The sequence below is a fragment of the Salarchaeum japonicum genome, assembly GCF_049705945.1.
GTDB lineage: Archaea > Halobacteriota > Halobacteria > Halobacteriales > Halobacteriaceae > Salarchaeum > Salarchaeum japonicum_A.
On record NZ_JBNAMV010000004.1, the window covers coordinates 518,940 to 541,042 of the forward strand.

21 protein-coding genes are annotated in these 22,103 nt (G+C 67.8%); 11 read left to right on the forward strand and 10 right to left on the reverse strand.

Annotated features, from left to right (window positions below):
* Positions 1-13 precede the first annotated feature (13 nt).
* The 3 genes from ACOZ4O_RS04430 (at position 14) to ACOZ4O_RS04440 (ending at position 1,986) form a co-directional block, all read left to right on the forward strand.
* Positions 14-499 (forward strand): metal-dependent hydrolase, encoded by a 486-nt coding sequence (locus ACOZ4O_RS04430; protein WP_424524104.1) that lies wholly within the window; start codon positions 14-16, stop codon positions 497-499.
* A 130-nt stretch (positions 500-629) separates the two neighbouring features.
* Positions 630-1,379 carry a polyprenyl synthetase gene (locus ACOZ4O_RS04435; protein ID WP_424524105.1) on the forward strand — a complete coding sequence of 250 codons (750 nt, stop codon included), beginning with the start codon at positions 630-632 and terminating at the stop codon, positions 1,377-1,379.
* Between the two features lie 43 nt (positions 1,380-1,422).
* Positions 1,423-1,986 carry a DUF6663 family protein gene (locus ACOZ4O_RS04440; RefSeq protein WP_424524106.1) on the forward strand — a complete coding sequence of 188 codons (564 nt, stop codon included), beginning with the start codon at positions 1,423-1,425 and terminating at the stop codon, positions 1,984-1,986.
* A gap of 5 nt (positions 1,987-1,991) precedes the next feature.
* On the opposite strand, the gene ACOZ4O_RS04445 is transcribed toward ACOZ4O_RS04440, so the two are convergent.
* The 3 genes from ACOZ4O_RS04445 to ACOZ4O_RS04455 all read right to left on the reverse strand — a co-directional run bounded on the left by ACOZ4O_RS04445 (position 1,992) and on the right by ACOZ4O_RS04455 (position 4,034).
* Complete coding sequence (locus ACOZ4O_RS04445; RefSeq protein ID WP_424524107.1) at positions 1,992-2,894, reverse strand: ketopantoate reductase family protein; 903 nt, start codon at positions 2,892-2,894, stop codon at positions 1,992-1,994.
* A 31-nt stretch (positions 2,895-2,925) separates the two neighbouring features.
* Positions 2,926-3,513, reverse strand: a complete 588-nt coding sequence (locus ACOZ4O_RS04450; protein WP_424524108.1) for a response regulator transcription factor — start codon at positions 3,511-3,513, stop codon at positions 2,926-2,928.
* 128 nt (positions 3,514-3,641) lie between these two features.
* A complete protein-coding gene (locus tag ACOZ4O_RS04455; protein ID WP_424524109.1) occupies positions 3,642-4,034 on the reverse strand; it encodes a universal stress protein in 393 nt (130 codons plus the stop codon).
* 106 nt (positions 4,035-4,140) lie between these two features.
* Here ACOZ4O_RS04455 and ACOZ4O_RS04460 point away from each other — a divergent pair, with 106 nt between their 5' ends.
* Entirely contained in the window at positions 4,141-4,680 is a 540-nt protein-coding gene (locus ACOZ4O_RS04460) for a DUF1684 domain-containing protein (RefSeq protein WP_424524110.1), read from the forward strand.
* Positions 4,681-4,734: 54 nt separating this feature from the next.
* On the opposite strand, the gene ACOZ4O_RS04465 is transcribed toward ACOZ4O_RS04460, so the two are convergent.
* Positions 4,735-5,706, reverse strand: a complete 972-nt coding sequence (locus tag ACOZ4O_RS04465; RefSeq protein WP_424524111.1) for a transcription initiation factor IIB — start codon at positions 5,704-5,706, stop codon at positions 4,735-4,737.
* 278 nt (positions 5,707-5,984) lie between these two features.
* Between ACOZ4O_RS04465 and ACOZ4O_RS04470 the strand changes: the two genes are divergently transcribed.
* Together ACOZ4O_RS04470 and ACOZ4O_RS04475 are read left to right on the forward strand one after the other, a co-directional pair.
* A complete protein-coding gene (locus ACOZ4O_RS04470) occupies positions 5,985-6,584 on the forward strand; it encodes a HalX domain-containing protein (protein WP_424524112.1) in 600 nt (199 codons plus the stop codon).
* A gap of 19 nt (positions 6,585-6,603) precedes the next feature.
* A complete protein-coding gene (locus ACOZ4O_RS04475) occupies positions 6,604-7,122 on the forward strand; it encodes a hypothetical protein (RefSeq protein ID WP_424524113.1) in 519 nt (172 codons plus the stop codon).
* Here ACOZ4O_RS04475 and ACOZ4O_RS04480 read toward each other — a convergent pair.
* Both ACOZ4O_RS04480 and ACOZ4O_RS04485 read right to left on the reverse strand, forming a co-directional pair.
* Positions 7,119-7,553, reverse strand: coding sequence for a DUF7112 family protein (locus tag ACOZ4O_RS04480; protein ID WP_424524114.1), 435 nt, complete (start codon positions 7,551-7,553; stop codon positions 7,119-7,121). The genes ACOZ4O_RS04475 and ACOZ4O_RS04480 overlap by 4 nt on opposite strands.
* Positions 7,554-7,590: 37 nt before the next feature.
* The gene (locus ACOZ4O_RS04485; RefSeq protein WP_424524115.1) at positions 7,591-7,860 is read right to left on the reverse strand and encodes a hypothetical protein; all 270 of its coding nucleotides are present in this window, start codon (positions 7,858-7,860) and stop codon (positions 7,591-7,593) included.
* A 95-nt stretch (positions 7,861-7,955) separates the two neighbouring features.
* On the opposite strand from ACOZ4O_RS04485, the gene ACOZ4O_RS04490 reads away from it, so the two are divergent.
* Positions 7,956-8,165 (forward strand): hypothetical protein, encoded by a 210-nt coding sequence (locus tag ACOZ4O_RS04490; protein ID WP_424524116.1) that lies wholly within the window; start codon positions 7,956-7,958, stop codon positions 8,163-8,165.
* Between the two features lie 48 nt (positions 8,166-8,213).
* On the opposite strand, the gene ACOZ4O_RS04495 is transcribed toward ACOZ4O_RS04490, so the two are convergent.
* The 3 genes from ACOZ4O_RS04495 to ACOZ4O_RS04505 all read right to left on the reverse strand — a co-directional run bounded on the left by ACOZ4O_RS04495 (position 8,214) and on the right by ACOZ4O_RS04505 (position 12,787).
* Positions 8,214-10,442, reverse strand: coding sequence for a response regulator (locus tag ACOZ4O_RS04495; RefSeq protein WP_424524117.1), 2,229 nt, complete (start codon positions 10,440-10,442; stop codon positions 8,214-8,216).
* Positions 10,443-10,507: 65 nt separating this feature from the next.
* Positions 10,508-12,421, reverse strand: coding sequence for a beta-CASP ribonuclease aCPSF1 (locus ACOZ4O_RS04500; protein WP_424524118.1), 1,914 nt, complete (start codon positions 12,419-12,421; stop codon positions 10,508-10,510).
* A 225-nt stretch (positions 12,422-12,646) separates the two neighbouring features.
* Positions 12,647-12,787, reverse strand: coding sequence for a hypothetical protein (locus ACOZ4O_RS04505; RefSeq protein ID WP_424524119.1), 141 nt, complete (start codon positions 12,785-12,787; stop codon positions 12,647-12,649).
* A 142-nt stretch (positions 12,788-12,929) separates the two neighbouring features.
* On the opposite strand from ACOZ4O_RS04505, the gene proS reads away from it, so the two are divergent.
* From proS to ACOZ4O_RS04525, 4 genes are all read left to right on the forward strand, one after another.
* The gene (gene proS, locus ACOZ4O_RS04510; RefSeq protein ID WP_424524120.1) at positions 12,930-14,393 is read left to right on the forward strand and encodes a proline--tRNA ligase; all 1,464 of its coding nucleotides are present in this window, start codon (positions 12,930-12,932) and stop codon (positions 14,391-14,393) included.
* 156 nt (positions 14,394-14,549) lie between these two features.
* Positions 14,550-18,908, forward strand: coding sequence for a glutamate synthase large subunit (gltB, locus tag ACOZ4O_RS04515; RefSeq protein ID WP_424524121.1), 4,359 nt, complete (start codon positions 14,550-14,552; stop codon positions 18,906-18,908).
* An 84-nt stretch (positions 18,909-18,992) separates the two neighbouring features.
* A complete protein-coding gene (locus ACOZ4O_RS04520; protein ID WP_424524122.1) occupies positions 18,993-19,982 on the forward strand; it encodes an NAD-dependent epimerase/dehydratase family protein in 990 nt (329 codons plus the stop codon).
* Between the two features lie 36 nt (positions 19,983-20,018).
* Complete coding sequence (locus tag ACOZ4O_RS04525; RefSeq protein WP_424524123.1) at positions 20,019-21,077, forward strand: NAD(P)-dependent glycerol-1-phosphate dehydrogenase; 1,059 nt, start codon at positions 20,019-20,021, stop codon at positions 21,075-21,077.
* On the opposite strand, the gene ACOZ4O_RS04530 is transcribed toward ACOZ4O_RS04525, so the two are convergent.
* The gene (locus ACOZ4O_RS04530) at positions 21,070-22,080 is read right to left on the reverse strand and encodes a flippase-like domain-containing protein (RefSeq protein WP_424524124.1); all 1,011 of its coding nucleotides are present in this window, start codon (positions 22,078-22,080) and stop codon (positions 21,070-21,072) included. The genes ACOZ4O_RS04525 and ACOZ4O_RS04530 overlap by 8 nt on opposite strands.
* Positions 22,081-22,103: the final 23 nt, after the last annotated feature.

The window sequence follows — 22,103 nt, forward strand, 5'->3', positions numbered from 1 at the left end:
CGAGCACACGGCCATGTATCGCACCGGCCACTACGGCGTCAGCCTCCTCCTGTACGCGCCCGTGCTCGCCGGCCTGCTCGCCTTCGGTCGGTCGAGCGCCGCGCTCGCCGGCCTGCTCGGCGTGCTCGCGCTCGCCCGCGTCCCGGACTGGGACCACCGAGTACCCGGACTGACACACCGGGGGTCGACGCACACGCTCGCGTTCGCGTGGCTCGTCGGCGCGCTGCTCGCCGCGGCGGCGCTCGCGCTCCCGGGTGTTACTCCCGGCGCGCGCGTCCCGCTCGCCGCGCTCGCACTGTTCGTCGGCACGTACGGCATCACCGCGCACTTGGTCGCGGACGCGCTCACGCCGTCCGGGGTCGCGCTCTTCTGGCCGCTCACGTCGAAACGCTACTCGCTCTCCCTCACCACCGCCTCCAACCGCCTCGCGAACGCTTCACTTCTCGCGCTCGGCGTGTTCGCCACCGCGGTCGCCGTCGTACTCCCGATCCAACTCTGAACCGCGTGTCGACCCCACGACTCGTACACCGTATATCGCTCTATGAAATAACCGCGGGCGCGGGTACTGGACGGACCGGGCGGAACGTTTTTGACTGACTGGTCAGTAAGTTCGGTCGAAAGCGGAGCCAATGACCGACACCACCGTCGACATCGAACGCGAACTCGACCGAGTCCTCCCGGCGGAGGCAACAGAACTGCTGCCCGACCTCCGAGAATCGCTCGACGCCGACCACTGGTACGGCGAGCTAACGCTTCGCGTGCACGACACGCTCGCGAACACCAGCCACGACGGCGCGCCGACCGCCGCGGCGGGCGTCGAATGCCTGCGCGCACACGTCCGCCTCCGCGGCCGCGTGCTCGTCCAGTTACACGACGACGTGGCGCACTCGTTCACCGCCGACCCGACGCGCGCGCTCCTCGCGAGCGACCACCTCTACGCCGCCGCGTACGACGCGCTCAGCCGGAGCGACGGCCCGATAACCCTCTTCGACACCGTGACGAGCGTCTCCCAGCGCATCACGAGCGCGTTCGGCGCGCGCTACACGGACGACTCCCGGACGGTAGCCGACCCGGGGTCGCTCGTGGACGATACGACCGGCGCGCTCGGGGAGGCCGCGGCGACGGTCGGCGCAGTTCTCGCGGACGCGACGACCGCCCAGCGCGAGGCCGCTGGCGTACTCGGCCGAGGGCTCGGCGCGCTCGAAGCCATCCGGCGCGCGAGCGACTCGGAACCCGGGGACCGTCACGTCGTCCTCCCCGATGTGGACGAATCCAGATTGGATTCGTACGCCGACGACCGACGAGCGGACGTCGAACGAGCGCTCGCCGACCTCGAATCGACCGGCGACGTGCGCGCGCTGCGCGCGCTCGCCGAGTGAGGACTGCGAGGGGCTTTTACGCGACTCCGTACAATCCCGTGGTATGTCGGAGGCCCGAACGACCGGCGAGTACCGGGTGCGCTCGCGGACACCAGACGGCGCAGGGTTCGTGCTCGTTCCGCTCGACGGTGACGACCCGGTGCGCGTCGAAGACGACGGCGACGACCTCACGCCCGGTAACCGCGTCCGGGCGACGCTCGCGTGGACGGACGGCACCGCGCGCTTCGAGGACTACGAGGTCGTCGAGGAAACCCGCATCACGTACGTCGGCGGCGCGACCGGCCTGTTCGAGGACGCGCTGGACGTCATGGAGGAGGCGCGCCGCGAGGGCCTCGGCGTGAACTCCCGAACCACCTACAGCACCGACGGCGAACCCAACGGCGCCGTCTACGCGTTCGCCGACCAACCCGGCGAGCGCGACCTCTACACCGAGTTCCGCGACGGTACCGCGCCGCTCGAACCGCTCCTCGACCGCCTCGACGACTTCGAAAACTGTCCCCACCACGTCTTCGTCCTCGACCCCGCGGAACACGACTTCCTCGTGCTCTACCTCGTTCTCCGCCGCGACAGCGTCCTCGAACGCACGGTTCTGGACACCTACGCCTGACCGCCCTACGCCTCCGCGAGTCGCACGAGGTCCGTAAGCGTCTCGTTCACGGGCGTCTCGATGTCGTGCTCGCGGCCCCGATCGACGATTTCGCCATTCAGCGACTCGATTTCTGTTCTTCGTCCGCGTTCGAGGTCTTGACGCATCGAGGAGACGTTCTCGGCGGTGCGGCGGGCGACCCGCGAGGCGGCGTTGACGGGGTCGGTCGTGAGTTCGACGCCCTCCGCGTCCGCGACCGCGGCGGCCTCCTCGATGGCGCGGCGGAGTACGCGTTCACCGGAATCGGTGTCGGCGAGGCGGCCGTTCGGGACGCGGGCGAGCGCGGTCGCGGCGTTGATGCCGACGTTCACGAGGACTTTCTCCCAGACCGCGCGCTCCGCGTCCGCCACAACCTCGGTCTCGATGCCGGCGTCGGTCAACGCGTGGGCGAGCGCGGTGGTCGTCGCGTCCGTGCTGGTGAAGTAGTTCCCGACGACGGTGTCGCCGACGCCCGCGTGCCGGACGTGTCCGGGCGCTTCGAGCGTCGCGCCGTGGCTCGTCGTCCCCGCGAGCACCCGCGAGTCGGGCACGAACTCCGCGATGGTCTCGGCGTTCCCGAGGCCGTTCTGAAGCGTGCAGACCGCCGCGTCCGCGAGCAACGGTTCGGCGTCGGCGAGCGCGCTCCGCGTGTCGTACGCCTTCACGCACACCAACACGATGTCCACGGGGTCGGCCGCGCCCGGGTCGGTCGTCACGTCCACCGCCACGCGCTCCGTCCGTCCATCCGGACGCGTGAGCGTGAGGCCGTCGCGGAGCGCGTCCACCTGTGCGCCCGGACGACCGACGAGCGTCACGTCGACGCCGCTCAGGGCGAGACGACCGCCGAACAGCGACCCGACAGCGCCGGGTCCGAGCACTGCGACGCGCATACCGCGACTACCGCGTCCGCCTACAAAAACACTAGAAGTCCGCTTCGCGGAAGGCCTCCTCTGCGTCCGTCAGGTCGTCCATTCGCGCCTGCGTCCGCGATTCGAGGGCGTCCGCGTGTCCGTGAAGCTGGTCGAGCGCCTCGCTCGACTGCTGTTCCTCCGGGGAGAGTTCGGATTCGAGCACGGCTATCTTCGACGTGGTCGCGTACAGGTCCTGGAGTTCGTCATCCAGCGTGAGCCGCGTGTGGAGGTCTTCGACGGCGTCCACGAGTTCCTCGCGCGTCACTGGTTTGGTGAGGTAGTCGTCGAAACCCATCTCCACGATATCCGCGTCGGGTTCGACCGCGGTGAGCATCGCGACCCGGCAGTCGTAGCCCGCCTCGCGGATGCGTTCGAGGACTTCGCCGCCGGACATCCCCGGCATTCGGCGGTCGAGCAACACCACGTCCACGTCCTCGTCGAGTTTCGAGAGCGCGTCCTCGCCGCCGTACGCGGTGCGAACGTCGTACTGCTCGTCCAGCCAGATGGCGTACGTGTCGGCGAGGTCGGTGTCGTCGTCGACCGCGAGAACAGTCGGGGCTTCCTCGGTGTCGTCCGACGACGGGCGTTCCGGTGGCATGAATTCGGGAGGGCTACGTCGCCCCTAGTTACGTACACGTCACACGCCTTGTATAACCTTGTGGCCGGTCCGGGAATTCACGGACTCGCGCCGGATGGCGGCGAACAAATGGGAAAACAGCGTGCTAGCTACGATTCGGCGCCGCAGACGATGACCGGACGGTCCGCGCCGAGGATGACCGCCTGCGTCACGCTCCCGAACAGCACCTTCCCGGTCGGCGTGCGCTTACGGGACGCGACGCAGATAGAGTCCACATCGAGGTCGCGTGCGGTGTCGAGAATGGCCTCGCTCGGGTCGCCGCTCGTCTCGTGCAGCGTCACTTCGATGCCGGCGTCCTCCAGCGAGTCCTTGGCGTGTCGCGCGGACGCGAGTTGGCCGATGGACGCCCCCGTGGGGTTGTCCTGGAAGTCGTGGAAGACGTGCGCGTGAATCTCGTCCTGTCCGGGGAGGTCGAGCACCGCGTCCACCTGGGCCTCCGCGTGTTCGTCCTTCTCGTCGACCGCGAGCAGTATCTCGTACATCGTCCCGGTGTGCGTTCCCGATGCACAAACCGCTTGTGGGTGACTCGCACTCCGAGTCGCAGTCGACGAACGCACCGCTTACGGCGCTCCGCCGGAAATCCCGGGTATGGCCGAATCCGACCTCGACCTCGACGCGTGGCGCGAGCGCGTCAGCGAGCACCGCGCGGAGAAGCGCCGGTTCGTCCGGGAGAACATGGAACTTCCCGAGACCGGCGACGACCTCGAATTCTACGACATCGACCCCGAGTTCCGGGTGGTCGCGCGCCTCCAGCGCGCCCAGAACCCCGAGGTCGTCCGGGTGGAACTCACGCGCGGCCCCGCGGCGGAGTACGAGCGCGCCGCGACGCTCGGATTCACGCTCGACGGCGACCACCACGTGCTCGCGGCGTACCACGCGCCGAACCAAGACGGCCTGTTCGTGCCGTTCACGGACGAAACGAGCGGCGACGAAACCCCCCAAATCGGGCGGTACGTCGAGCTCGATGTCGAGGGCGTGGAGTCGGGGAGCCAGGTCGCGCTGGACTTCAACCTCGCCTACCTGCCCTTCTGCGTGCTGGACGAGAGCTACGCGAGCCCCGTGCCACCGGAACAGAATCACGTACCGGCGGCTATCCGAGCGGGTGAGAAGCACGTCGAAATCGAGTAGTCAAAATACGAACAGAAGAACGGAGAGAGCGAGAGTCAGCGACCGCCGGCGGTGTTACGCGCCGACCTCGGTGGCTTCCAGGAGTTCCTGGTAGCGGTTGCGGATGGTGACTTCGCTCACGTCGGTCACGGCGCTGACCTCGCTCTGCGTGACCTTCTGGTTCACGAGCAGGCTCGCGGCGTAAATCGCGGCGGCGGCGAGGCCGACAGGCGACTTCCCGCTGGTGACGCCCTGTTCCTGTGCGTTCGAGAGGAGTTCGCGGGCGCGGCGTTCGACCTCGTCGCTGAGGTCGAGTTCGCTCGCGAACCGGGGGACGTAGCTCGCGGGGTCGGCGGGCGCGACTTCGAGGCTGAGTTCGCGCACGATGTAGCGATAGGTGCGCTTGAACTCCATCTCGTCGATGCGGCTGACGGTCGCGACCTCGTCGATGCTGCGCGGCGTCTGCATCTGGCGGGCCGCCGCGTAGACGGACGCGGTGGCGACGCCCTCGATGCTGCGGCCGGGGAGGAGGTCCTCGTCGAGCGCGCGGCGATAGATGACGGACGCCGTCTCGCGGACTTCCTTCGGGAGGCCGAGGGCGCTGCTCATGCGTTCGATTTCGCCGAGCGCCTGCTTCAGATTCCGCTCCTTGCTGTTCCGGGTGCGGAAGCGCTCGTTCCAGGTGCGCAGGCGCTGCATCTTCTGGCGCTGGCGGGAACTCAGGCTGTTGCCGTAGGCGTCCTTGTCCTGCCAGCCGATGTTGGTGGAGAGGCCCTTGTCGTGCATCATGTTCGTCGTCGGCGCACCCACCCGAGATTTCTCGTCCTTCTCGGCGGAGTCGAACGCCCGCCACTCCGGCCCACGGTCGATGCCGTTCTCCTCGATGACCAGGCCGCATTCCGAACAGATGGTCTCGCCGTGTTCCTCGTCGTTGACGAGCTTCCCATCACATTCGGGACACGTGTTGGTGTGTTCCTGTTCGTCGCTGGTCTCTTCCTCGGTGCGCTGGCGGTCGCTGGAGTACGTTCGTATCGTTGTCTCGCTCATGGTGAATCTCCGAAAGCGAGGGAAAGTTTCAAACGCCTTTCCCTCACGCTTCCTAACCATCGATAGGTGCGAAACAAACTTAAACCTTTCGCAAACCTTGTGTAACCCTAACACACAAGGATTGCCGGTATGAGGTTCCTACGCCCCACATCCAGCCTTTTTAGCCCGGCCGAAACTTCGCCGGTTCGAACGTAAGGTTTAGAACCCACCTACGGAACCCACCCATCGCCTGTCAGACCAATAATTTTATCCCCAAATGGGAAGAAGATTATCCTCGTATGGTGGGGAAAACGCCGCGTGCAACCGTTCTCGTCGTCGACAACGCCGACCGACACGACCGCTACCAGTCGTGGCTCCCGGGCTACGAGGTCCGCACCGCCGAAACCGAGCAGGCGGCCGCGGACGCCATCTCGGACGACGTACACGTCCTCCTCCTCGGCGCGGGCCGACACGGGGACGGCGCCGCCCTCGTCGCGCAAAGCCACCGTCACGGCGCACGCGTCGCCCTACTCGGCGCCGACCGGAACGCCACCACCCGTGGCCCGGACGCGTGCATCCCCGACCCCGTCGACCGAGAGAGCGTCGCGACCACCGTCGAATCCCTGCTCGCGCACACCGCGTACGACGCCGACCTCGACGAACTCTTCGCGCTGTGCAAGCGCCGCGCCGACCTCATAGACGGGACCACAGACCGCTCCGAGGCGGTCAGCGCGCTCTCCCGTCGCATCGACGCCGTCGCCGCTGCGCTCGACACGACGGTCGCCGAGTTCGCGGCCGACGACTTCCGCGCCGCCTTCCGCGATGTCGACACCGCACGGGTGAACGACGAAACCGGAAGAGGGCGTCGACGGAAGACTTATTCACACAGAACGCAGTGACACAAACCGAGAAGCGACGATGCCGGAACGCGCTGACACGGTAGCGGTGCTCGCGCTGGGCGACCCACAGGACTCGGTACGCCAGTACGCCGCGAGCGCCGACCACGACGTGCAGACCGGCGCTACGCTCGACGACGTGGACGACACCATCGACGTCGTCGTGCTCGACGACACCGCCGACCTCGCGCTCCACCGGGTCGTCGAACACGTGCGAACGCACGGCTACGACTGCGGTATCCTCCTTCTGAGCGACCACGACGAGACCACGCGCGGCGTCGACCACGCGCTCCCCGGGACGGCGTCCGCGGACGAGATTCGGGCGGGCGTCCTGCGGGTCGCACGCCGCGTCGCGTACGAGGTCGTCGTCGACGACCTCTTCGACCTCTGCGAGCGCCGCGCCGACCTCCTCACCGACGGCGACGAGGACGCGCTCGACGACGTGGCAGAACGCATCCGCGAGCGCCGCGACTGCACGGACGATATCTCGACGGAATTCGACGACGCCGACTACCGCGCGGTGTTCCGCGACCTCGACTAGCCGTCCAGGTCGCGCGCGATGTCCGCGAGGCTGTCACTCGGTTTCTCGGTCGCGTCGTAGTACGCGGTCGTCCCCGGTTCGCGGAGGCCGTACGCGTACCCCTCTTCGACGATGTCGACGTACACCGACCGCCCGATGTCGAGGTCGGTGCCGTCGAGCCACGAAATCAGGTGGTTCTCGCCCTCACCGGGGGCTCGCGCGAGCCGCGGCGTCTCGTACGCGCCCCGAATCACCGGCGTGCCGCCGCTCTCCTCGATGCGAACGCGGTACTCGGTACCGTCGAGAACGAGTCGAACGACCTCCCCGACCGGGACGCGCGCGGCGTCGTCCGCGGGGAGTTCTATCTGGGGTCGCGTCGTGCCGCCGTACCGGCCGATGGTCGCGGTGACCGTTTCGACCGCGGGGTTGTCGGACGCGATTCGATCGGACATAGCCGAGGAAGGTATCGCGGGGAGAAAAGTCGTGCGTCTACCGGTCGGACCGCCACGCGCTGAACCGGATGTACGCGTAGAGAACGACGCCCGTGAGCCCGAACAGGAGTCCGAACCAGATGAGCATCGCGGCGACGACCTGCGCCAAGTCGTTCCCGAAGAACTTCGCGATAGCGAACCCGAGCGCGATGACGAGCACGTCCACGAGCACGAGCTTCAGCTTGAACTGGTTCAGGTAGACCCACTGAAATACCGGGTTCGGGTCCCCGGCTTCCTCCGCCGTGTTCGCGTCTGAAAGTCCAACCATACCCCGAGGTAGGACTGAGAGACTCTATAAGTCCGGGGTTTCGCGGCGCACGCTCGAACGCGGCGCTTTTCACGCCACGCGCCCAACCCGAGAGTATGGCCGCGCCAACGCCGGAGGACGACCGCGAGACCGGCTCCCGGAAGCGGGCGTTCCTCTACATCTCGCCGTTCCTCGCGCTCGGCATCGCGGACGTCGTCCTCCTCCTCCTGTGGGGACTCGACGGGCTCTGGGGGTTCATGATTCTCCCCCCGATTCTCTTCATCAGCACCATCGGCTGGATCGCTCTCCGATACGGCTTCGTCTAGACGCCGAGCGCCACGTCACCCGCTCTCCGGACGAAGCCGTACACGGGTCTAGGGGCGCTCGACGCCCGTGAATTCGAAGCGCGCGCCGCCCGAGTCGCTCTCCATCGCGTCGACCGTCCAGCCGTGCGCATCGGCGATGCGTGCGACGATGCGGAGGCCGAGGCCGGTGCCGTCCTCGCTGGTCGTGTACCCGGCGTCGAACAGTCGGTCGGTGTCCACATCCCCGAATCCCGGGCCGTCGTCCGCGACCGCGAACCCGTCCTCGATGTCGCTAACGGTGACAGTCACGGAGTGGTCGCCGTGCTCTATCGCGTTCCGGTAGAGGTTCTCGAAGAGCTGGGTGAGGCGGCTGGCGTCCGCGAGCACGTCGCCGGTGGCGGTGGCGTCGAGGGTCGCGCCGTCGGTGTCGACGGTGCGCCACGCGGACTCCGCGACGCCGCCGACCGCGGCCGGGGCGAGTTCGTCTATCATGTCGCCGTCCCGGGCGAGCGTCAGGATGTCCTCGATGAGGCGTTCCATTCGGTCGTGGGCTTCGGCGACCCGTTCGAGGTGGTCGCTCTCGTACTCCTGGCGGGCGAGGTCGAGGTGGCCGGACGCGACCGTCAGGGGATTGCGGAGGTCGTGGCTGACGATGCTCGCGAACTCTTCGAGTTGGTCGTTCGTCGCCTCTAAGTCGGCTTGGTACTCGCGGTGTTCGAGTTCGTAGGACAGCCAGCGCGTGAGCAGTTCGACGAACGTCGTCTCCATCTCCGTGAACTCGCGGTCGCGGGCGGTGTCGGACGCGAAGCATACCGTGCCGTAGAGGTCGTCGTTCACGACGACGCGCCCGCCGACGTACGTCTCCAGGCCGAACGTCTCGTACGCGGGGTCGTCGGCCCAGTCGCCGCCCGCGTGTTCGATGGCGAGCAATCCGTCGTCAGTCTCCACAGTCTTCCGACAGTAGGACTCCCCGAGCGGACAGGTTTCGCCCGGCTGGAGAAGCGGATGGTCGCCCGTGGCGGCGACGACGGTCTGCGTCGTCTCGCTGAGTTCGGAGACGAACCCGAACGGGAGCGAAAGGTAGTCGGTGCCAATGTCGAGGACGGCTTCGAGTTTCGAGCCGAACGAGCGCTCGCGGTCGGACGTGACCTCGTAGAGTCGGTGGAGCGCGTCGACGCTCTCGCGGAGTTGTGAGGCGGTGCGGCGTTCGTCGGTCACGTCCCGGAAGTAGACGGTGAGACCGGTCGTCGAGGGGAAGACGCGGACGTCGAACGTCCCACCGAGCGGCGGGTACTCCACCTCGAAAGAGACGGGGTCGTTCGACTCGACAGCCTCGATGAAGCGGTCGTGAAGCACCGTGTCCGCGGCTTCCGGGAACGCCTCCCAGAGCTCGGTGCCGAGGAGGGCGTCCCGGTCGCGCTGGAGGAGCGTTTCGGCGTGGGCGTTCACGAACGTGAACTCCCAGTCGTCGTCGAGCGCGTACACGGCGTCCGTCATCCGGTCGAACGCCTCGCGCTGGATACGTTCGAAGGGTGTGTGCTCGCCCCGGGCGGGGGTCGCGCCGTCGGTTACGGGCTGGTTCGCGGCCTTCCGCAGGACGCGAACCACGCCTTCGGTCCCGTCCCAGTCGACGCGGCGCGCGGTCGCGTCCACGGGGACGCGCTGGTCGCCGGCGGTGGCGACGAGGCGTTCGACCGCGTCCGGGTCGGTCGGCGGCGCGGGCGGCGACCGGAAGACGTCGTCGAGAGTGCGCCCGGTCACGTCACCGTCGCCGGCCGCCGTGAGCAGGTCGACGGCGGCCGGGTTCGCGTACGTCACCCGTTCGTTCGCGGTGACGAGAATCGGGTCGGGGGAGGCTTCGAGGATGGTTTCGGCGCGGTCGGTCGCCGCGTCCGCGGCCTCGCCGAGCCGGTAGCGCGCGACCGCGTTCCGGATTCGCTGGGCGAGCACGCGGTACTGGTCGGTTCCCGAGCCCTTCTGCATGTAGTCGGTGACGCCGGCCGTGATGGCGTCCGCGGCGATGTCCTCGGAGCCGCGGCCGGTGAACAGGACGAACGGGAGGTCGGGGTGGTCGGCGCGCACCGCTTCGAGGAACATGAGGCCGTCCACGTCCGGCATGTCGTAGTCGCTGACGACGCAGTCCACGTGGTTGAGGCGGTCGTACGCCTCGCGCGGACTCGAAACGGTGTCGACGGCGAGCGTGTCGTCGAACCGCTGGAGGTAGGTCGAAACGAGGTTCGCCATCCCCGGCTCGTCGTCCACCACGAGCACGGAGATGTCCGCCGTCTCCCGAGACATACTCCCGGTAGGCGGAGGAAGACACAATTAGGTGTCGCCTATCCCTCGTAATTCGTGAACGTTTCCTACAGGAATCGGAAGGTTTCGAGGTTCTTCGGCGCGAACGTCCGCATGTTGTACTCGTGGTAGAGCGCGCTCGAGAGGTCCTGGGTGGAGCGCTCGTCGCCGTGCACGCACAACACCTTCTCGGGCCGCGGGTTCATCGTCCGCACGAAGTCCTCCAAGCCCTGACGGTCCGCGTGGCCGGAGAACCCGTCCACGGTCTCGACGTCCATCCGGAGCTTGAGGCGGTCGTTCCGCCCGCGGTCGCCCGGCATCGCTATCTCGTCGCGGCCGGACTGGATGCGGCGCCCCATCGTCCCCTGCGCCTGGTAGCCGACGAACACGAGTCGGTTGTCGGGGTCGGGCGCGAGGTGTTCGAGCCAGCTCATGATCGGGCCGCCGGTGACCATGCCGGACGTGGAGAGGATGATGCACGGGTCGCCGTCCGCGACCTCCTGCCGCTCGTCCTCGCCGCCGTCGATGTGGTTGAACTGGTCGGCGAGGAAGGGGTTCGCGTCGTCGTGGAAGATTCTGTCCCGGAGTTCGTCCCGGAGGTACTCGGGATAGGTGGTGTGGATGGCGGTCGCCTCCCAAATCATGCCGTCCAAGTGGATGGGCATCTCGGGGATGTCGCCCTCCCGCATCGCCTCCTCCAAGACGAGCATGATCTCCTGGCTGCGGCCGACCGCGAACGCGGGAATTACGACCTTCCCGTCGCGCTCGTACGTGTCGTTGATGACGCGTTTGAGTTTCTCCTCGGAGTCCTCTTGGTCGGTCTGGTAGTCGTTCCGTCCGCCGTACGTGGACTCCATGACGAGCGTTTCGACGCGCGGGAAGTCGTTCACCGCGCCGTTGAACAGCCGCGTGGGCTCGTAGTGGATGTCGCCCGAGAACGCGACGTTGTAGAGGCCGTCACCAATGTGGAAGTGGGAGACGGCGCTCCCGAGGATGTGGCCGGCGTTGTGGAGCGTGAGCTTCACGTCCGGCGCGATGTCCGTCACGTCGCCGTATTCGAGGGGGATGCAGTGCTTGATGGCTTCCCGCACCATCTCGGACTCGTAGGGCGGGTTTCGACCTTCTTTGGCCGCCACGTCGAGGTAGTCGAGCGTGAGCAGTCCCATCAGGTCGCGGGTGGGTTCGGTGCAGTAGATGGGGCCGTCGTAGCCGTACTTGAACAGGAGCGGGATGAACGCGGAGTGGTCGAGGTGGGCGTGCGTCAGCACGACCGCGTCGATGGAGTTCAGCGGCACGGCTTCCGGCGCTTGGAGGTACGGAACCTCGCCGTCCGCACCGGGTTTGTCCCCGCAGTCGATGAGGATGCGCGTGTCCGGCGTGGAGAGGATGAAGCTCGCGCGACCGACCTCGCGACAGCAGCCGAGCGTCGTGATGCGGACGTACTCGTCGTCGGAGAGTTCCTCGCGGTGGATCTGGCGGCCGACCTTCTCGAGGATGTCGCGTCGCTCCTCGCGCTCGTGCTTGAGGAAGTTCCGGACGTTCGACACCGTCGAGGATTCGATGGGCGGCGTGCGCACGACCTCGGGCGTCCAGCCGGAGGTCTGCGTGATTTCGCGGAGCGTGCTCCCGTGGCGGCCGATGACCATTCCGGGCTTCTCGGCCTCGATGACGACCTCACCGGTGTCCTCGTGGAAGTCGAGGTTGGTGACGCCGGCGTCGTCGGGAATCACGTCCATCACGGCCTCCCGTGCTTTCTCGGGGCGCGTGAGCACGTCCGGGTCCGGACGGACGGTGATGCGCTTGCGTAGTTTCGAGGCGAGGTTCCGGATGAGGTCGCCGTTCTGCGCGAACTTCTTCGGGTCGCGCGTGTACACGACGAGCTCGGGCCCCTCGTACTTGACCTCCGTGACGGTGATGTCCGGTGGTATCTCGTTCGTTATCGTTTCGTGCAGGTCTTCGAGTTGCTGGTCTACCGTACTCATAGTACGCGAACTGCGGGTTCCGGGTCCCGGCCACCCCACGGGAGCGCGCCGTAATCGACGCGAGTATGTGGGGTCACTGACCGGAGGTGTGGTATCATCGTGGGAGAGCGGCGCGTCCGGCCGGTCCGGCACGTCCGCGGGAACAGTGTCTGGAAAACCCGCTTGCTATCCACTATTCATCGCTGATTATAAAAGACTTCGCAATAGGTGTCCGTTCCGCGATACTTAGTCCCCGATGGACAGTTCGTCGTCCTCGGTCGTCGGCGGTTCGTCGTTCGCTTCGAGTTCGCGTTGCTCGATGCGGAGGCGGCGCTGCGTCTGCTTGTTCATGCCTTTCCGCTCGCGACCACGTTTCGTGTCGCCCATATCCTGTGGGACGTTCTCATACCACATAAGTCTCCCGTCGCAACGACTAAGAGGAGGTCCAGCGCGAGACGTGGTTCGGCCACTCCCGTCGGACAGGCGGGCTTCACGGGATTTAAGGCTGTATCCGGCGACTCTTCGCGTAATGAGCGACAACGAGCAGGAGCTCGGAATCACCGAGAGCAAGGAGCACAGCCCCGGGAAGTGGTACTCGGAGGTCGTGCGGAAGGCGGGCCTCGCGAGCTACGGCCCCGATTCGATGGGCGGGTTCATCGTCACCCGCCCCCGCGGGTACGCGCTCTGGGAGAAGGTGCAGGAGAACCTCGACGAGTGGTTCAAGGGCACGGGCGTGGACAACGCCTACTTCCCGATGTTCATCCCCGAGTCCTACCTCGACAAGGAGTCCGAGTTCGTGGAGGGCTTCGACCCCGAGGTCGCGTGGGTGACCGAGGGCGGAAACCAGGAACTCGAGGAGCGCCTCGCCGTCCGCCCCACGTCCGAGTCCATCATCACGCCGTACATGAGTCAGTGGACGCGAAGCCACCGCGACCTTCCGCTCCGACTGAACCAGTGGTGTTCGGTGGTTCGGTGGGAGGCGACGGAGACGAAGCCGTTCTTCCGGACGAAGGAGTTCCTCTGGCAGGAGGGCCACACGGCCCACGAGTCCGCGGAGGAGGCGTGGGACGAGACGGTCACCCGCCTCGGGCAGTACGAGGACCTGTACGAGGACGTGCTGGCGATTCCGGTCATGCGCGGCCGGAAGCCCGAGCACGATAAGTTCCCGGGCGGGGAGACGACGACGACCGTCGAGGCACTGATGCCGGACGGGAAGAGCCTGCAGGGCGCGACGAGCCACGACCTCGGGCAGTCGTTCGCGGAGGCGTACGACCTGACATACGTGGACGAGGACGAGGAAGAGCAGGTCGCGCACACGACCTCGTGGGGGCTGTCGTGGCGCGCGCTCGGCGGCCTCATCATGACTCACTCTGACGACCAGGGGCTGGTGCTGCCGCCGACGGTCGCGCCCGAGCAGGTCGTTATCGTGCCGATCTGGCAGGAGGACACGCAGGAGGACGTGCTCCAGTACTCGACGGAGGTCGCGGCGGAACTGGAGGAGGCGGGCGTGCGCGTCCACCTCGACGACCGCGACGAGCGCAATCCCGGGTTCAAGTTCAACGAGTGGGAGTTGAAGGGCGTCCCGCTCCGCATCGAAATCGGCCCGAACGAGGTCGAGGACGAGGAGCTGACGTTCGCGCACCGGCCGGACGGCGAGCAGTCCGTCGTGAACCGCGAGGGACTCGTGGACTCGGTGGACGAACACCTCGACGCTGTGCAGGAGAAACTGTACGAGTCCGCGGAGGAGAACCTGGAGGAGAACGTCCGCGAAGCCGATTCGCCGGAGGAAATCCTGGGCACCATCGGGAAGCACGGCGGGTACGTGAAGACGCCGTGGTGTGGCGACGAGGCGTGCGAGCAAGTCATCAAGGAGAAAATTGCCGCGGAAATCGTGATGGTTCCGTTCGACGAAGAACACGAACCAGATGCGGACGAGTGTACACTTTGCGGCGAAGAAGCGTCGAAAACCGCGTACTTCGCCAAGACATATTAGGCCATAATACGCCCTTCCACAGGGCTAATATGGCGTAATACTATCAGGGGTGGGTTTTTCCCTGTTCGTGGCAACTGATGGCACACACCTATGGGGAACAATGAGCTTCTCGCAGACCCCTCTGACGCCAGCGCGAACTGCGGCGTCGGGGTAGTAATGGACCTCGACGGAGGGCGAAGCCACGACGTACTCTCGGACGGCATCGACCTCCTCGAGAACCTCGAACACCGCGGCACCACCGGCGCCGAGGAGAACACCGGTGACGGCGCGGGCGTCCTCCTCCAGACTCCGCGGCGTTTCTTCGACGACGCGCTCGACCTCCCCGACGAGTACGCCGTCGGCCAGTTCTTTCTCCCGCAGGACGACGCCGAGCGCGAGTCGGTAGTAGAGACGGTCGAATCCGTCTTCGCCGAGTACGGCCTCGACACGCTGGCGTGGCGAGACGTCCCCACGGACAACAGCGACCTCGGCGCGACCGCCGTGGAGTCCGAACCGCACGTCGCGCAGGCGTTCGTCGCCGGCGACGCGAACCTCTACGTCGCCCGGAACGCCGTCGAGGACGCCGTCGACCACGAACGCTTCTACGTCTGCTCGCTCGACGAGGACACGCTCGTCTACAAGGGTCTCCTCAAGAGCACGCAACTCCGCGACTACTACCCCGACCTCCGTGACGACCGGATGGAGACGACGTTCGCGATGGTGCACGCGCGATTCTCCACGAACACGCTCGGCGCGTGGCACCTCGCGCACCCCTACCGGAACATCATCCACAACGGCGAGTTCAACACCATCAAGGGCAACGTCAACTGGATGCGCGCCCGGGAGGCCGACCTCGACGCATCGAACCTCACCGACGAGGAACTCGACACGGTGCGGCCCATCATCGACGACCCCGAGCAGTCCGACACGGCGAGCGTGGACAACGCGCTCGAACTCCTCACCGAGACCGGGCGCAGCCTTCCGCACGCGCTCCGGATGCTAATTCCGGAAGCGTGGCAGGACGACGACGCGATGGCGGAGTCGCGAAAGGAGTTCTACGATTTCCACGCGTCGCTCGTCGAACCCTGGGACGGCCCCGCCCTCGTGGTTGGGACGGACGGCGAGCGCATCGCGGCGGCGCTCGACCGGAACGGCCTGCGTCCGTGCCGGTACGAGGTCACCGAGGACAACCGCCTCGTGATGGGGAGCGAGGCTGGCGCGCTCGACACGCCCGCGAGCGAGGTTCGCGAGCGCGGACGGCTCACCCCCGGCCAGCTGTTCGTCGCGGACCCCGAGGAGGGACGCGTGATTCCGGACGACGAGGTGTTCGACGACCTCACCGACGAGACGTACGGCGAGTGGGTGGACGCGGAACAGGAACACGTCGACGGCGACGACCCGCTCCCCCAGGACCCCGTGGAGAAACTGCGGGCGCGCCAAGCGGCGTTCGGGTACACGCACGACGAACTCGACGAACTCGTGGAGCCGATGGCGGTAGACGGGGAAGACCCGGTCGGGTCGATGGGCGACGACACGCCGCTCGCGGCGCTCTCCGAGTTCAACCGTCCGTTCTTCACGTACTTCCGCCAGCTGTTCGCGCAGGTGACGAACCCGCCCATCGACTACCTCCGCGAGGACCTCGTGACGAGCACGGAGACCCGGTTGGGCCGCCAGCGAAACCTCCTCTCGGAGTCGAAAGCGCACGCCCGGCAGGTAGTCCTGGAGTCGCCCGTGCTCACTGACGACGACCTCGCGGGCGTCCGAGACAGCCGACGCGAGGTCCGCACTATCGACACGACGTTCGATATGGGCGGCAGCCTCGACGACGCCATCGAGCGCCTCCGGGAGGACGCCGAGGACGCCATCGCGGACGGCGCGGACGTGCTCGTGCTCTCCGACCGCGAACTGGGGGCGAACCGCCTGCACGTCCCGAGCCTGCTCGCGACCGGTGCGGTCCACCACCACCTCGTCCGCGAGGGCCTGCGCTCGCGCGTCGGACTGGTCGTGGAGTCCGGTGACCCGCGGACGGTCCACCACCTCGCGACGCTCGTCGGGTACGGCGCGGGCGCGGTGAACCCCTACCTCGCCATCCAGTCCGTCACCGACCTCATGGACGAGGACGGGGACATGGACCGCGCCGTCGAGTCCTACGTCGCCGCGATGGAGAAGGGGCTGCGGAAGGTGATGGCCCGGATGGGCATCTCGACGGTCGCGTCCTACCAGGGCGCGCAAATCTTCGAAGTCGTGGGACTGGACTCCGACCTCGTAGAGGACTGTTTCACGGGCACGCCGAACCGCACGGAGGGCGTGGGCGTGGACGAAATCGAAGCCGACCTCCGGCAGCGCCACGCGACCGCGTACGACGACGACGTCGACCTCGACCGGCAGGGCGAGTTCACGAACCGGTCGAACGGCATCTTCCACCAGTGGAACCCGGAGACCGTGCACACGCTCCAAGGCGCGGTTCGCTCGGGCGACTACGAGCAGTTCGAGGAGTACGCGGAACTCATCAACACCCAGAACGAGCAACTCCAGACCCTGCGCGGCCTCCTCGAATTTGACTCCGACAGGGAGCCGATTCCCGTGGAGGACGTGGAGCCCGTCGAGGACATCGTAAAGCGGTTCTCGACGGCCGCGATGAGCCTCGGGAGTCTCAGTCCGGAGGCCCACGAGAACAACGCCCGCGCGATGAACGAGATCGACGCGAAGGCGAACACGGGCGAGGGCGGCGAACCGCCGGAGCGCTTCGGGACCGACCGCGAGTGCCGCATCAAGCAGGTCGCGTCCGGTCGGTTCGGCGTGACCTCGGAGTACCTATCGTCGGCTGACGACCTCCAGATAAAGATGGCGCAGGGCTCCAAGCCCGGCGAGGGCGGTCACCTCCCGGGGAAGAAGGTGAACGAGATGATTGCGGATGTCCGGTGTTCGACGCCGGGCGTCGGCCTCATCAGTCCGCCGCCACAGCACGACATCTACAGCATCGAGGACCTCAAGCAGCTCATCTTCGACCTGAACGCGAGCAACCCCGACGCCCGCGTGCACGTCAAGCTCGTCTCCGAGGCGGGCATCGGCACGGTCGCCGCGGGCTGTGCGAAGGCCAAGGCGGACTGCATCCACATCTCCGGGCACTCCGGCGGAACGGGCGCGTCCCCGAAGACCTCCATCAAGCACGCGGGCCTGCCGTGGGAGCTCGGGCTGGCGGAGGCGAACCAGCTCCTCCGCGAGACGGGACTGCGGTCGCGCGTGACGCTGCGCGCCGACGGCGGCCTGAAGACCGGACGAGACGTAGCTATCGCGGCCCTGCTCGGCGCGGAGGAGTTCGCGTTCGGCACCGGGTCGCTCGTCACGTCCGGGTGCGTGATGGCGCGACAGTGCCACAACAACACGTGTCCAGTGGGTATCGCGACGCAGGACCCCGACCTCCGCGAACGGTTCGCGGGCGAACCCCAGCACGTCGTGAACTACATGTGCTTCATCGCCCGCGAACTCCGTGAGGTCATGGCGGACCTCGGATTCGAGTCCGTGGACGAGATGGTCGGTCGAGTGAACGCGCTCGAACAGACGGAAACCGACCACCCGAAGGCGAAGCACATGGACCTCTCGCAGGTGCTCGCGGAGCCGTCGGGCGACGACCGGTACAAGACGATGGAACAGGACGTGCCGTTCGACGACCACCTCGACACCGCCATCGCCGCCGAGGCAGAGGAGGCCCTCGCGGGCGGCGAGCCGACGACGGTGTCCGCGGACGTGACGAACGAGGACCGGACCGTCGGCGGCCGGCTCTCCCACGAGGTGTCGAGCCGGCACGGCGGCGACGGCCTGCCGGACGACTCGCTCCACGTGGACCTCACGGGGACGGCGGGCCAGTCGTTCGGCGCGTGGCTTCCGTCGGGGCTGACGCTCGACCTCGACGGCGCGGCGAACGACTACGTCGGGAAGGGGCTGTCGGGCGGCCGCGTGGTCGTGTCGACGCCCGCGGACGCCGGGTTCGACCCCGCGGAGAACACGCTCGTCGGGAACGTCGCGCTGTACGGCGCGACCGATGGCGAACTCTACGTGAACGGCGTCGCCGGCGAGCGCTTCGGCGTCCGGAACTCCGGCGCGAAAGCCGTCGTGGAGGGCGTCGGCGACCACGGCTGTGAGTACATGACGGGCGGCGTCGTCGCCGTGCTCGGCGACACGGGAAAGAACTTCGCCGCCGGCATGAGCGGCGGCGTGGCGTACGTCTTCGACCCGGACGGCGACCTCGACGCGCAGACGAACAAGGGCATGGTGAGCCTCGAATCCGAACTGGACGACCGCGACCGGACGGTGCTCCGGCGGCTCGTGGAGAACCACGCCGCCCACACGGACTCGGAGCGCGCACGCGACCTCCTCGACGACTGGGAGGACGCGCTGTCGGCGTTCACGAAGGTGATGCCGGACGCGTACCGCGCGGCCATCGAGGAGCGCCCGGAGGACGACGCGCGCACCGACCTCCCGGCGTCGGTCGAGAACCTGGACGGTCGCCTCGGCGCGACCGGGAGCGCGGATTGACTCCGGGCAGCCCACCCGACCGCGGGCCACCCGTTCGACCGCGGGCCACCCACACTTAACTCGCGCGCGGCGTTTTTTCGCGGTATGGATTCGGCACTCGTCGTCGGCGGCACGCGGTTCATCGGCCGCCACACGGTGGAGGAGCTCTTGGAGCACGACTACCGGGTGACGCTGTTCAACCGCGGGAGTCACGAGAACCCGTTCGTGGACTACGCCGACGTGCATCACGTTCGCGGCGACCGCGACAACGACGAGGAACTGCTGTCGGCGAAGCGCGAGGTCGAGCCGGACGTGGTGTTCGACTTCGCGGCGTACCACCCGGAGGAGGTGCGGTCCGCGGTCGAAATTTTCGCGGACGTGGACGCGTACGTCTACGTCTCGTCGGGGGCGGCGTACGCCCGCGACGACCTCCCGAAGCGCGAGGGCGTGACGCCCATCGAGGACTGCACGCCCGACCAGGCCGTTGACGACTCCTACGACACCTACGGAAATCGGAAGGCGGAGGGCGACCGCGCGGTGTTCGAGGGCGCGGACCGCGGCGTGAACGCGATGAGCGTCCGCCCGACCGTCGTGTACGGGCCGTTCGACTACACGGAGCGCCTCGATTACTGGGTGAGTCGCGTCGAGGAACACGACCGCGTTGTCGTGCCGGGCGACGGAACGAACGTCTGGCAGCGCGTCTACGTCGAGGACGTGGCGAGCCTCCTCCGCCTCGTCGCGGAGAACGGTACGCCGGGGAAGGCGTACAACGCCGGCGACCAGAACTCGATTACGCTCGAACGAACCGTGAAGGAGATCGCGAGCGCTCTCGATACCGACGTGGAGGTCGTGCACGCGAGCGAACGCGAACTCTCGACGGTCGGCCTCGACCCGACGGACTTCCCGCTCTACCGGCCGTACCCGCACGTCCTCGACACACACAGGGCCGAGAGCGTCGGCTGGGAGTCCACGCCCGTCTCGGAGGCGATGGAGCGCACGGTCGGCGAGAGCGTCGAGAGCGACCGCGACGGCGACGACGTGGGGCCGGAGCGCGAGACGGAGGAGCGCCTGCTGGACGTGCTGGACACGGTTTAGGAAAAGGCGTATAGGAGTTCGGGGTGACCCACCAGTATGTTCGAGAAATCCTCGTGGATCCGTCTCCCGCGGAACGTCGTCATCGGGCACGACGTGCTCGGGGAGACGCGCGCGGTCCTCGACGACGTGCATCTCACGGGCGACCCGCTGGTGGTGACGAGTCCGACGCCGCGCGAGGTGGCGGGCGCGCACATCGTCGCGCAGTTGGAGGACGCGGGCCGGAACCCGTCTATCGTGACGGTGGACGAGGCGTCGTTCGACGCCGTGCAGCGCGTCATCGCGAGCGCGGAGGAGACGAGCGCTGACTTCCTGATGGGCGTCGGCGGCGGGAAGGCAATCGATATCGCGAAGATGGCGAGCGACACGCTCGACCTGGGGTTCGTGTCGGTGCCGACGGCGGCGAGCCACGACGGCATCGTCTCCGGACGCGGGAGCGTCCCCGAGGGCGACACTCGGCACTCCGTGTCGGCGGACCCGCCGCTCGCGGTCGTCGCGGACACCGGCGTTATCGCGGACGCGCCGTGGGAGCTCACGACCGCGGGCTGTGCGGACATCATCTCGAACTACACCGCGGTGAAGGACTGGCGGCTCGCGAACCGGCTTCGGAACGTCGAGTACTCGGAGTACGCGGCGTCGCTGTCGGAGATGACGGCGGAGATGCTGGTGGACAACGCGGACTCCATCAAGCCCGGACTGGAGGAGTCGGCGTGGGTGGTGGTGAAGGCGCTCGTCTCCTCGGGCGTCGCGATGAGCATCGCCGGGTCGTCGCGGCCGGCGTCCGGCGCGGAACACCTGTTCAGCCATCAGCTCGACCGCATCGCGCCCGGGAAGGCCCTGCACGGCCATCAGGTCGGCGTCGGCGCGATTCTCTGTGAGTTCCTGCATTCGGGCGAGCGCGGGGACTGGACGGCGGTGCGGGACGCGCTCGCGTCCATCGACGCGCCGACGACGGCGGACGAACTCGGCGTGAGCGACGAGGAGGTCCTCGAGGCGCTCACGTCCGCGCACGAGATTCGGGACCGCTACACGATTCTCGGCGCGGGCATCAGCGAGGATGCGGCGCTCGAAGTCGCGGCGAAGACCGGCGTCATCTGAAATCGAGGGGAATCGGGGCGAACGCGACCGCGACCGCGGAGATAGCGAAGTGAAGCCAGAATCCGACGAGTCGATAGAGGAGCGCCGCGGCCGCGGCGAGCGCCGTCGGTTCGCCCGTCGTAAGGACGAGCAGACCGAGGAGCGCGGCGTCCACGCTTCCGATACCGCCTGGTAGCGGGACGATTGCGGCGAGGCCGGCGAGCGGGACGACGGCGAGCGCGAGCGACACCGGCACGGAGAGGGCGACCGCGGCGGCGGCGTAGTGGAGGGTGGCGGCGAGCGTGACCCAGCCGGCGAGGCAGAACCCGAGCATAGCGGCGAGGCGGACGCGGTCGGCGGCGATGGCGCGGACGGTGTGGTCGAACCCGGTGAGGCGCGCGGAGATGTTCTCGCGGTCGAGCACGGTGGCGGCGCGCGGACTGACCCGGACGGCGACGCGCTGGAGGCGGTCGGTGACGGCCGTGACGGCGGCCACGAGGCCGCGGGGACGGGCGTGCGCGACCGCGAATACGCCCGCGACGACCGCGAGGCCGGCGACGCCGACGGTGGCGGCGAGCGTGGCGAGGTCGCCGGTGCCGCCGGACACGGCGAACGCGGCGCCGACCGCGACGGCGACGAAGGAGGTGGCGGTGGTGACGTACTCGTCGGCGGCGACGGCGGCGAGCGCGCGCTCGTAGCCCGTGTTCGCGTCCCGCGAGACGGCGTACGTGACGAGTGTGGCGCTCGCGACGTTCCCCCAGGGGAGGACGTTCCGCGCGAACGACCCGGCGAGGTAGGTGGCGCGGGCGCGCATCCCGCGGTCCTCGACGACGCTGACGGCGTGGACGAACGTCTCGACGAAGCAGACGAGCGAGACTATGGAGGTGGCGACGGCGAGCGCGACGTAGCCGGCGTCGGTGCCGGCGAGCGCGTCGAACACGCGGTCCGCGCCCGCGACGTACCCGACGAGAGCGAGCGCCGCGAGCGCCAGCGCGAACCGGACGCCGACCCGTCGCGTGTCCATACGCCCTTCGAGCGCGGGCACGC

What these genes read in the sequence shown, in the direction of transcription:
- ACOZ4O_RS04465 (WP_424524111.1), bottom strand. Translation starts at nt 5,706, where the DNA reads ATGAGCGAGACAACGATACGAACGTACTCCAGCGACCGCCAGCGCACC.
- ACOZ4O_RS04470 (WP_424524112.1), top strand. Translation starts at nt 5,985, where the DNA reads ATGGTGGGGAAAACGCCGCGTGCAACCGTTCTCGTCGTCGACAACGCC.
- ACOZ4O_RS04430 (WP_424524104.1), top strand. Translation starts at nt 14, where the DNA reads ATGTATCGCACCGGCCACTACGGCGTCAGCCTCCTCCTGTACGCGCCC.
- ACOZ4O_RS04530 (WP_424524124.1), bottom strand. Translation starts at nt 22,080, where the DNA reads ATGGACACGCGACGGGTCGGCGTCCGGTTCGCGCTGGCGCTCGCGGCG.
- ACOZ4O_RS04485 (WP_424524115.1), bottom strand. Translation starts at nt 7,860, where the DNA reads ATGGTTGGACTTTCAGACGCGAACACGGCGGAGGAAGCCGGGGACCCG.
- gltB (WP_424524121.1), top strand. Translation starts at nt 14,550, where the DNA reads ATGGACCTCGACGGAGGGCGAAGCCACGACGTACTCTCGGACGGCATC.
- ACOZ4O_RS04500 (WP_424524118.1), bottom strand. Translation starts at nt 12,421, where the DNA reads ATGAGTACGGTAGACCAGCAACTCGAAGACCTGCACGAAACGATAACG.
- ACOZ4O_RS04505 (WP_424524119.1), bottom strand. Translation starts at nt 12,787, where the DNA reads ATGGGCGACACGAAACGTGGTCGCGAGCGGAAAGGCATGAACAAGCAG.
- ACOZ4O_RS04455 (WP_424524109.1), bottom strand. Translation starts at nt 4,034, where the DNA reads ATGTACGAGATACTGCTCGCGGTCGACGAGAAGGACGAACACGCGGAG.
- proS (WP_424524120.1), top strand. Translation starts at nt 12,930, where the DNA reads ATGAGCGACAACGAGCAGGAGCTCGGAATCACCGAGAGCAAGGAGCAC.
- ACOZ4O_RS04475 (WP_424524113.1), top strand. Translation starts at nt 6,604, where the DNA reads ATGCCGGAACGCGCTGACACGGTAGCGGTGCTCGCGCTGGGCGACCCA.
- ACOZ4O_RS04440 (WP_424524106.1), top strand. Translation starts at nt 1,423, where the DNA reads ATGTCGGAGGCCCGAACGACCGGCGAGTACCGGGTGCGCTCGCGGACA.
- ACOZ4O_RS04450 (WP_424524108.1), bottom strand. Translation starts at nt 3,513, where the DNA reads ATGCCACCGGAACGCCCGTCGTCGGACGACACCGAGGAAGCCCCGACT.
- ACOZ4O_RS04435 (WP_424524105.1), top strand. Translation starts at nt 630, where the DNA reads ATGACCGACACCACCGTCGACATCGAACGCGAACTCGACCGAGTCCTC.
- ACOZ4O_RS04460 (WP_424524110.1), top strand. Translation starts at nt 4,141, where the DNA reads ATGGCCGAATCCGACCTCGACCTCGACGCGTGGCGCGAGCGCGTCAGC.
- ACOZ4O_RS04495 (WP_424524117.1), bottom strand. Translation starts at nt 10,442, where the DNA reads ATGTCTCGGGAGACGGCGGACATCTCCGTGCTCGTGGTGGACGACGAG.
- ACOZ4O_RS04520 (WP_424524122.1), top strand. Translation starts at nt 18,993, where the DNA reads ATGGATTCGGCACTCGTCGTCGGCGGCACGCGGTTCATCGGCCGCCAC.
- ACOZ4O_RS04445 (WP_424524107.1), bottom strand. Translation starts at nt 2,894, where the DNA reads ATGCGCGTCGCAGTGCTCGGACCCGGCGCTGTCGGGTCGCTGTTCGGC.
- ACOZ4O_RS04525 (WP_424524123.1), top strand. Translation starts at nt 20,019, where the DNA reads ATGTTCGAGAAATCCTCGTGGATCCGTCTCCCGCGGAACGTCGTCATC.
- ACOZ4O_RS04480 (WP_424524114.1), bottom strand. Translation starts at nt 7,553, where the DNA reads ATGTCCGATCGAATCGCGTCCGACAACCCCGCGGTCGAAACGGTCACC.
- ACOZ4O_RS04490 (WP_424524116.1), top strand. Translation starts at nt 7,956, where the DNA reads ATGGCCGCGCCAACGCCGGAGGACGACCGCGAGACCGGCTCCCGGAAG.